This window comes from Bradyrhizobium sp. P2_E8 (assembly GCF_056403875.1).
This window is the reverse complement of the sequence record NZ_JBFUES010000250.1, coordinates 1-8,272: the sequence shown is the minus strand read 5'-3', so window position 1 is coordinate 8,272 and position 8,272 is coordinate 1. Positions and strand designations below refer to the sequence as shown.

8 protein-coding genes are annotated in these 8,272 nt (G+C 66.5%); 5 read left to right on the top strand and 3 right to left on the bottom strand.

Features of this window, described 5'->3' with window-relative positions:
• The 3 genes from AC1D00_RS16060 to AC1D00_RS16050 form a co-directional block, all read left to right on the top strand.
• A partial coding sequence (locus tag AC1D00_RS16060) for an extracellular solute-binding protein (RefSeq protein WP_477011348.1) occupies nt 1-396 on the top strand: 396 nt, incomplete at its 5' end.
• A gap of 20 nt (nt 397-416) precedes the next feature.
• Nucleotides 417-1,280 carry an ABC transporter permease gene (locus tag AC1D00_RS16055; protein WP_477011347.1) on the top strand — a complete coding sequence of 288 codons (864 nt, stop codon included), beginning with the start codon at nt 417-419 and terminating at the stop codon, nt 1,278-1,280.
• The gene (locus AC1D00_RS16050) at nt 1,280-2,095 is read left to right on the top strand and encodes an ABC transporter permease (protein ID WP_477011346.1); all 816 of its coding nucleotides are present in this window, start codon (nt 1,280-1,282) and stop codon (nt 2,093-2,095) included. The genes AC1D00_RS16055 and AC1D00_RS16050 overlap by 1 nt, the downstream gene beginning before the upstream one ends.
• Here the strand turns inward: AC1D00_RS16050 and AC1D00_RS16045 are convergent, their stop codons facing one another.
• Complete coding sequence (locus AC1D00_RS16045; RefSeq protein ID WP_027549002.1) at nt 2,096-2,431, bottom strand: hydroxyisourate hydrolase; 336 nt, start codon at nt 2,429-2,431, stop codon at nt 2,096-2,098.
• Between the two features lie 26 nt (nt 2,432-2,457).
• Between AC1D00_RS16045 and AC1D00_RS16040 the strand changes: the two genes are divergently transcribed.
• Nucleotides 2,458-3,648, top strand: coding sequence for an MFS transporter (locus tag AC1D00_RS16040; protein WP_477011345.1), 1,191 nt, complete (start codon nt 2,458-2,460; stop codon nt 3,646-3,648).
• Nucleotides 3,629-4,996: an amidase gene (locus tag AC1D00_RS16035; protein ID WP_404554551.1), complete on the top strand. Its 1,368-nt coding sequence runs from the start codon at nt 3,629-3,631 to the stop codon at nt 4,994-4,996. Before AC1D00_RS16040 ends, AC1D00_RS16035 begins: the two co-directional genes overlap by 20 nt.
• Nucleotides 4,997-5,149: 153 nt before the next feature.
• Here AC1D00_RS16035 and AC1D00_RS16030 read toward each other — a convergent pair whose 3' ends face one another.
• Entirely contained in the window at nt 5,150-6,571 is a 1,422-nt protein-coding gene (locus AC1D00_RS16030; protein WP_477011344.1) for a PepSY domain-containing protein, read from the bottom strand.
• 12 nt (nt 6,572-6,583) lie between these two features.
• The coding region (locus AC1D00_RS16025; protein WP_477011343.1) for a TonB-dependent receptor at nt 6,584-8,272 on the bottom strand (1,689 nt) is incomplete at its 5' end.

The following is an 8,272-nucleotide window of genomic DNA, read 5'->3' as shown; positions in this document are numbered from 1 at the left end:
CTGTTCCAGCAGGGCCAGATCGACATCTCGCCCGGCAATTTCAACGCCATCCAGATCCTGAAAGCGCGCGGCGTGCCGGTCGAGTTCGTGGCCCCGAAGGAAGGCGCCATCGCCTTCAAGACCACGATTCACATCGTCAAGAACTCGCCGAACYGCGAGCTCGCCTTCAAGCTGATCGAGGCGGCGCTGACGCCGGAGGTGCAGACCACGCTGATGAACCCGCCCTACCTGATCGTGCCCACCAACTCCAAGGTGACGATGGGCGGCGAGATCGCGCGCGTGCTCGCCAAGGACACGGCCGAGCTGAAGCAGAAGTTCGTGTTCCAGGACTGGAAGAAGATCAACGAGCAGCGCTCGGCCTGGATCGAGCGTTTCAACCGCGAGATCAAGATCTGAGAGAGCTTAAGGACCTGACGATGGGTGCAGCACCGGCATCACGGGACGTGACCACCTACGGCATGGGATTGGCAGTGCCGCTGGCGCTGTTCTTCCTGGTCTTCTTCGTGGCGCCGCTGCTGCAACTGCTCTGGCTCTCGCTGCACAACGACACGGCCGGGCTCCATTGGGGGCTCGGCCAGTACCTGCACTTCCTCACCGATCCCTTCAGCCTGGGGGTGCTCGGCTCGACGCTGCTGCTGGGCGCCGAGGTCACGGCCGTGTGCCTCGTGCTCGGTTTTCCCATTGCCTGGCTCTACCAGCGGGTCGGGCCAAAGCTCCAGACCATCATCATCCTGATCGTGCTGCTGCCGCTCCTGACCAGCGTCGTGGTACGCACCTTCGCCTGGATCGTCATCCTCGGCCGCCAGGGCATCATCAACGCGACGCTGCAATCGCTCGGCATCATCGATACCCCTCTAAAACTGCTTTACACCCAGTTCGGCGTGGTGCTCGCGCTGGCGCAGGTGCAGATGCCCTTGATGACGCTGCCGCTGATCACCGCGCTCGGCCGCATCGATCCCAATCTCGACGATGCCTCCTGCTCGCTCGGCGCCGGAAGCTGGCGCACCTTCTTCAGGATCGTGCTGCCGCTGTCCTTGCCGGGCGTGATCGCCGGCTGCACGCTGACCTATGCCGCGGCGATCACGGCCTTCATCACCCAGTCGCTGATCGGCGGCGGGCAGATGCTGTTCATGCCGATGTATCTCTATCAGCAGGCCTCGACGCTGCAGAACTGGCCCTTTGCGTCCGCGATCTCGATCATCTTCCTGCTCGCCGTGCTCGCGGTCGTCTCCGTCTTCACCACGCTCGGCCGCATGTCGCGCGGCTATGGAGGCGCGTGATGAGCAGTCGCAAGCGCACCCTGGAGGCGATCAGCTTCGAGCTGGTCATGACCGTGATCGCGGTGATCGCGCTGATCATCATCATCGCGCCGTCGCTGGTGGTGCTGATCGTCTCCTTCACCAGCGGCTTCTCGCTGCGCTTCCCGCCGCCGGGCTATTCGCTGCGCTGGTACGCCGAACTGTGGAATGCCTGGCAGCTGCACTTCGCGGCCAAGAACAGCCTCATCGTCGCGCTGTGGGCGACGGGCCTGTCCGTCGTCCTCGGCGTCGCCGCCGCGCTTGCGATCTCGCGCTCGCGGACGCTGTCGGCACGGCTGCTCGATTCCCTCTTCATGTCGCCGCTGGTCCTGCCGGCGCTGGCCTTCGGGCTTGCCGCCCTGATGCTGTTCTCGCTGGTCGGCCTGCCGGTGTCGCCGCTGACGCTGGTGATCGGCCACACCGTGGTCTGCGTTCCCTATGTGGTGCGCAATACGATCGCAGCGCTCGCCCAGCTCGAGCCGACCCTGCTGGAGAGCTCGGCGGTGCTGGGCGCCAGCCGTCTCTATACGTTCCGTCGGATCGTGCTGCCGCTGATCCGGCCGGGCATCATCGCGGGCGCCTTCATCGCCTTCATGTCGTCCTTCGACAACGTGCCGGTCTCGCTGTTCCTGCGCGATGCCGCCACCGACATGCTGCCGATCCGGATGTGGCAGGATCTCGAAGGCAAGCTGGATGTCACCATCGCCGCACTGTCGGGCGTGCTGATCATCGCGACCGTCGCGCTGGTCGCCGTCATGGAGCGCGTCACGGGCCTGTCGCGGCGGCTGACGAACTGATCAGGCGCCGCGGAACAGCGAATAACCCCAGCGCGTGAATTTCAGCGGCAGGTGAAAATGCTCGTCGACCTCCTTGATGCGGAAGCGGAACGGCGTCACCGTGAGAAAACCGCCGCTGTCGCTAAAGAACTCGCCGAGATGAAACAGGACCTCGTACTCGCCGGCCGTCACACCGGCGCCCTGCGCAATGGGGTGATCGAGCACGCCGTTGGCGCCGAGCCGCCCGTCGGCGATGCGCGAGGAGTCGGGATCGATCCGCCAGATTTCGACGCGCAGCCCCTGCGCGGGCTGTCCGCTTGCCACATCGACCGCGTGAATGGAAATACCGCCTGCCACCATGTTCCTCCGCTGAGCGCGCCACCATGATAGACGGAAACGCTGCCGCTCGGCCAGCACTGCTGCCAGCCCTGGGCGCGATGACCTCGCTCCAGGCGCTGGTCGCGCTCGCCTTGTTCGCGCCGGGCGTGGTCGCGCCGCGCGCCCATATCGAGGTCTGGCAGCTCTCGATGTTCTCATGCGCGGTGTTCGCCGTCGGTATCCCCGCCTCGTTCTGGGGCGGCGGCTTCATCGCGCGGGTCGGCTCGCTGCGGATCGCGAGCCTGTGCGCGGCGGCCATCGTCGTCGGCATGGCGCTGGCTTCACTCGGATCGAGCGCCGCCCTGCTGGCCGCAGGCCTCTGCCTCGGCCTCGCCATGGGGCCCGAGACGCCCGCAAGCGCGGCGCTACTGGCGCGGCTCGTAACCGCCGAGCGCCGCGCCTTCGTCTTCTCGGTGCGGCAGACCGGCAACCAGATCGGCGCGGTCTGCGGCTCGCTGGCCCTGCCCGCAATCGCCATCGTGTTCGGGCCCGCCTGGTGCTATGCGGCCGTTGCCGCCCTGGCGCTGCTCGCGATTGCGCTGTTCGAGTGGCTGCGGCCGGCCTATGCCGGCAAGATCGTCCCGCCGCCAAAGCTCGATCTGCGCGCGCGGCTGGCGCTGGTGACCGCGGACCGGCGCATCGCAATGCTGGCGCTGGCCTCGATGCCGTTCAGCGCGATGCAGGTGTCGCTCAACACGGTCTTCGTCACGCTCGGCACGCGCGAGCTTGGCCTCAGCCATATCGAGGCCGGTATGGCGCTCGCCTGCGCGCAGGCCGGCGGTCTGATCGGCCGGCTCGGCTGGGGCTACGTCGCCATGCGCCTCGACGCCTCCCGCGCCGTGCTCATCGTCATCGGCCTCGGCATGGCCCTCTGCGCTGCGCTGCTTGGCCTCGACGGCGGATCGCTCAGCCGCACCTGGCAGTTCGCAGTGGCGGCGCTGTTCGGCCTGACGGCATCGGGCTGGAACGGCGTCTTCATCGCCGAGATCGCCCGCCTCGCCCCGCAGGACCGGATCGGCGAGACCACCGGCGCGGTGCTGACCGCGTCCTATGCCGGCCTGCTGGCGGCGCCGGCCGTGGTGTCGATCTTGGACGGTGTGGCCGGCCTTGGCGCGGCGTTCTTCGCCTTGGCCTGCCTCGCTCTCTGCGGCACAGTGGCGCTGATCTGGGGAGGCCATGACAAAGCCAGCACATAGCGCCCGCGAGATCGCGGCCGATGTCGCGGCCGGACGGACGAACGCCGTCGAGACCGCAAAGGCCGCGCTCGCGCGGATCGAGGCCGCCAAGGCGTTGAACGCGGTGGTCACGATCGATCCCGCGCGCACGCTGGCCGATGCCGCCGCGGTCGACGAGCGCCTGCGTGCCGGCGAGACAATGCGGCTTGCCGGCGTGCCCATCGTCGTCAAGGACAACATCTGGACCCGTGGCTGGCGCGTGACGCAGGGCTCGCGCTTGTTCGCCGATTTCATCGCGCCGCAGGATGCGATTGCGGTCGAGCGGCTGCGCGAGGCCGGCGCGGTCGTCGCCGGCATCGGCGCGACATCCGAGTTCGCCAGCAAGGGCGTCACCACATCGCCGCTGTTCGGCCCGACGCGGCATCCCCTCGATCCCGCGTTGACGCCGGGCGGCTCTTCGGGCGGACCTGCCACGGCGGTCGCAGCCGGTCTCGTGCCGCTTGCGATCGGCACCGATGCGGGCGGCTCCAGCCGCAGGCCGCCGGCCCATGTCGGCGTCGCCGGCTTCAAGCCGTCCTATGGTGCGATCCCCTATGGGCCCGGCTTCGCCGAACCGTTCTTCGGCCTCTCCGTGATCGCACCGATCGCCGCCGATGTTGCCGATATCGCGCTGGCGTTCGAGACGATGGCCGGCGTCGATCCGCGCGATCCGGATTCGGCCGTCATCGCGCGAGAACCCGATGACATCGCGCGCCTCCGCATCGCGTTCTCGCCACGCCTTGGGCTCGACGTTGCGGTCGATGATGTCGTCGCGGGCGGGCTGGTGTCCGCCATCGCGCGTCTCTCCGCCGCAGGCCTCAGCATCACGCAGCGCGATCCCGTCTGGCCCGCCGGCGCGACGGAAGACGCCCTCATGCCGCTTCAGCATGCCGGCCTCGCGGCGCTCCATGGCGACGCCTTCCGCAAGGACCCGACTGTCTTCGATCCTGACATCGCCAGGCAGATCGAGCGAGGGCTCGCCTGGTCAGGCGCGGACGTTGCGGGTGCGCTGATCGCAAGCGCCACGATCGCCAATGCCTTCGCGGCCTTCTTCACCGAAGTCGACCTGCTGCTCACGCCGACTGTTCCTTGCGTCGCATGGCCGTTCACCGAGCTGGGGCCCGATATGATCGGCGGCCGCCCCGCGAGCCCGCGCGGGCATGCCGTGTTCACGCCGTTCGTCAATCACGCCCGCTTGCCGGCGATTTCGATTCCGTGCGGGACCGATTCCCGCGGGCTTCCGTTCGGCCTCCAGATCATCGCCCGGCGCGGCCAGGACCGCACGCTGCTGCGCGCCGCCCGGCAGATCGAGGCGCTGTTGCAGGAGTAGCGACGATTTCGGAATAATAGCAATATACCCCTGTTTTGCCCGACGGGTCAAATCGCGTCGACACGCGCGTAAGCCGTTGATTCCATTATCACCGGCTACTGTGCATGGGGTTGTTTTCGCACTTTTTGTTTATCGGGCGCCGCGCGCGCCCGTCTAGCTGGCGAATGACAGACGCAGCCGCCGCCACCCGATGACGATTCCGGTGATCGAGAACACCAGCCCGAGCGCGCAGAGGCCGACGATCAGGACATCGCGCAAACGCGGATGCGCCAACAGGACCGGAAAGTCGAGCGTGTGCAGCGCGCCGTAGAACCAGCGATAGGCCCGCCGCGATGCATCCAGCCTTTGCAGCACGCTGCCGTCGGCGCTGTCGATGTCAAACCAGAGGTCGCCACAGCGGGCACGGTAGACGGGAGCCCCCGGGACAATGGATTGCGCGGGATAATCGTCATTGACCGCAAGAACGGACGGCCCGCCGCAGCCGGGCGCAAGACGCGTCATCCAACTCTCGACCTCTTGCGCGCTGAACACGCCTGCCTCTCGGGCGTTCAGCCGAACCAAAACCTGCTGGTCGAGGCCAATCCGTTCACGTCGATAGACCATGCCGTTAAAGCCAAGCCATTCGACTTCGCGGGCTGAAGACGATACCGGTTTCCCATCGAGCGAGGCGGCCGTCTTCCAGTCCGGCAAGGCGTTCGTCACGCCAGCCTCCGCGGGGGTCAACTGCCCGCGCGAGAACAGCCGGCCGTGATCCATCGAAAGCCAGCCGCTGAAGATCCAGGTCAGCACGAAGGCCGTTGCCGCCAGGCCGACGATGTGATGCAGAGCATGCCAGCCGCGATAGGGCGAGGAGATCTGACGTCCCTGCATCCTCACCCGCGCGATCCCGAGCACCGCCCCCAACATCGCCGCGATCAGGGCCAGCAGCGATAGYGTCCAGACCACGCCGTCCCACAGCGCCCAGTTGCTTCTCAGAACCGTCGGGTAGATCCAGTGCAGCACGCTGCCGACGAGATTCCAGCCGCGCTCGCTCCGCGTCGTATCCAGGACGATTTCGCCAGTACGGGACGAGACGTAGATCTGCGTTCCGGCGGCATCGCCAAGCGCCGCGCGAAACAGCGGCCGGTGGCGATCAAAGCCGTTCGGTACGCTCCATTGATCGTGGTCTGCGTGCGCAACGATCGCCGCATGCGCGGCATCCAGCCCGCGTTGGCGCGCATGCGCCTGTGCGATGGCGAGCGCGACCTCGGGCGACGACACCGACGCATCCCGCCCGTCGGAAGCGCGGACCGCGTGCGAACGCGAGGGCCCCGACACGACGTAGACGGGTCCGTCGCTCCGTTGGATCAGGCGCACGCGCGTTGGATCGGCGATCCCGCTCGCAGCCACGGCATCGGCAACCGCCATGGTGGCCTGCACGCGCTCAACCGGCGCAAGGCCGGCAAAACGTTCCGCTTCCGTCAATGACGGAAACGGAACGAAATGCATCACGATGCCGGTCGCGAACCACATCGCGAACAGCAGACAGAACGCGATCCCGAGCCAGCGATGCAGCAGGACGACCGCGCCCATCATGCGCTCAGCGCCCTACCATTTGAACGCCGCCGAGATCTCGTAGGTGCGCGGCGCGCCCAGGAGGATCTGGTCGGGATAGAACGGATCGCCCCAGATCGCGTAGCGCTTGTCGGTGAAGTTGCGCACCCGGAAGGTCAGGCGGGCCTGATCGACGGCATTGAAGACCGTCTTGGGGATGTCGACGAAGGCGTAGACGTCGCCGACCGTGTAGGCGTTCATCGTCACCGTGTTGGCGTCGGTGTTGTAGCGATCGCCGACGTGGCGGCCGACGATGCCGAGCTCCACCGGCCACGACGTGAAGAAGCGCCAGGAAGCGCCTGCATTGGCGACGATGCGCGGCACGTTCGGCGGCGTGTTGCCCGAGAACGAGCCGCCGACGAAATTGTAGTCGGCATAGCGCGCATCGACATAGGCGATGTTGCCCCACAGCCGGAGAGGTTCGATCGGACGCACCGAGGCGGCGAGCTCGACACCCTTCGACTCCTGCCGTCCCGCAATATTGAGCGCCTGCCCGCCGGCCGCCGCATAGACGTTCTTGCGCAGGATGTCGTAGGCCGAGAACGACCACTCCGCCCGGTTGTCCCAGAACAGATGCTTGACGCCGGTCTCATAGGTGCGCGCGGTCGTCAGGTCGAGTGGCTGGATCGGCGCGAGCAGGAAGATGTTGTTGGCGGAGATATCAGCGCCGGTCGCGTACTGGCTGAAGAAGGTCAGGCCGGGCACGGCCTCCCAGGTGTAGCCGATGCGTCCCGTCACCGGCGCCCAGTCCTTCGTGAACGGGAAGCCAGCCTTCTCCAGTCCGTTCTTGTCGGTCGAGTTGCGGTCGAGCCCGATATGCTCGACGCGCAGGCCGCCGATCAGCGCGAAGGTCCGCGTCAGCTTCAGCCGGTCCTCGAACGACAGCGCCTCATTGTCGATGCGCGCGGTCTGCTGCTGCGTCGTGAGCAGGCCGTAAAAGCCGCGGTCGGGATTGACCAGCGAAACGGAGTCGCCGGGGAAATTGGCGGCGCCCGGCCTGACAAAATCGAGATAGCTCGAGGACAGCGTCGTGACCAGGCGATTGTCAAAACCTGCGATATTCGCATCCCAGGTCAGGTCGGTGATGTTCCCGACGAGGCGCTGGCTGTGCGCGACATAGAAGCGCTCTCGATCCACCATGTTGGTGGTCGAATTGAACGCTTCGACCTCGTTGTTGAACCACGTCCGTTCCGCACCATAGCCATAGACCTGGCTCTTCAGCGTCAGGTCGGGCGCGAGTTTCAACTCGAACCCGCCGCGCAGCCAGACTTCCTGTGCGACATTGCGGTTGTCGAGAACGTTGTAGTTGGTGTTGAAGGTGCGGTCGTCGATCGTGACCGCTCCAAGATTGGTTTTGTTGAAGTTCGAGACGTAGTTGCCCGAGACAATCCCCGTCGTTGCATGTGAACCGCTGAAGGCAATCGGCACCAGCGGCGCGCCCCAATAGGCCTTTCCGCGATCCTCACGGTACTCGATCGCGCCCCAGACCTTGAGGCTGTCGGAGACCCGGTAGTTGAGCTGGCCGGACACGTCGAGCGTCTTGGTGTTGGTGTCGTCGACAAAACCGTTGAGCGAGGAGCGACTGATGTCGAAGCGGTAGTCGAGCCCCTGGACGTTGGTGCTGCCGCCCGAGCCGTAATGCGCGCGGAACGAGTTCAGGGAGTCGTACGAGAAGTCCGCCTC

Bases quoted from the DNA above. Each gene is read 5' to 3' on its own strand.
- AC1D00_RS16055 (WP_477011347.1), top strand. From the start codon at position 417: ATGGGTGCAGCACCGGCATCACGGGACGTGACCACCTACGGCATGGGA.
- AC1D00_RS16050 (WP_477011346.1), top strand. From the start codon at position 1,280: ATGAGCAGTCGCAAGCGCACCCTGGAGGCGATCAGCTTCGAGCTGGTC.
- AC1D00_RS16040 (WP_477011345.1), top strand. From the start codon at position 2,458: ATGATAGACGGAAACGCTGCCGCTCGGCCAGCACTGCTGCCAGCCCTG.
- AC1D00_RS16035 (WP_404554551.1), top strand. From the start codon at position 3,629: ATGACAAAGCCAGCACATAGCGCCCGCGAGATCGCGGCCGATGTCGCG.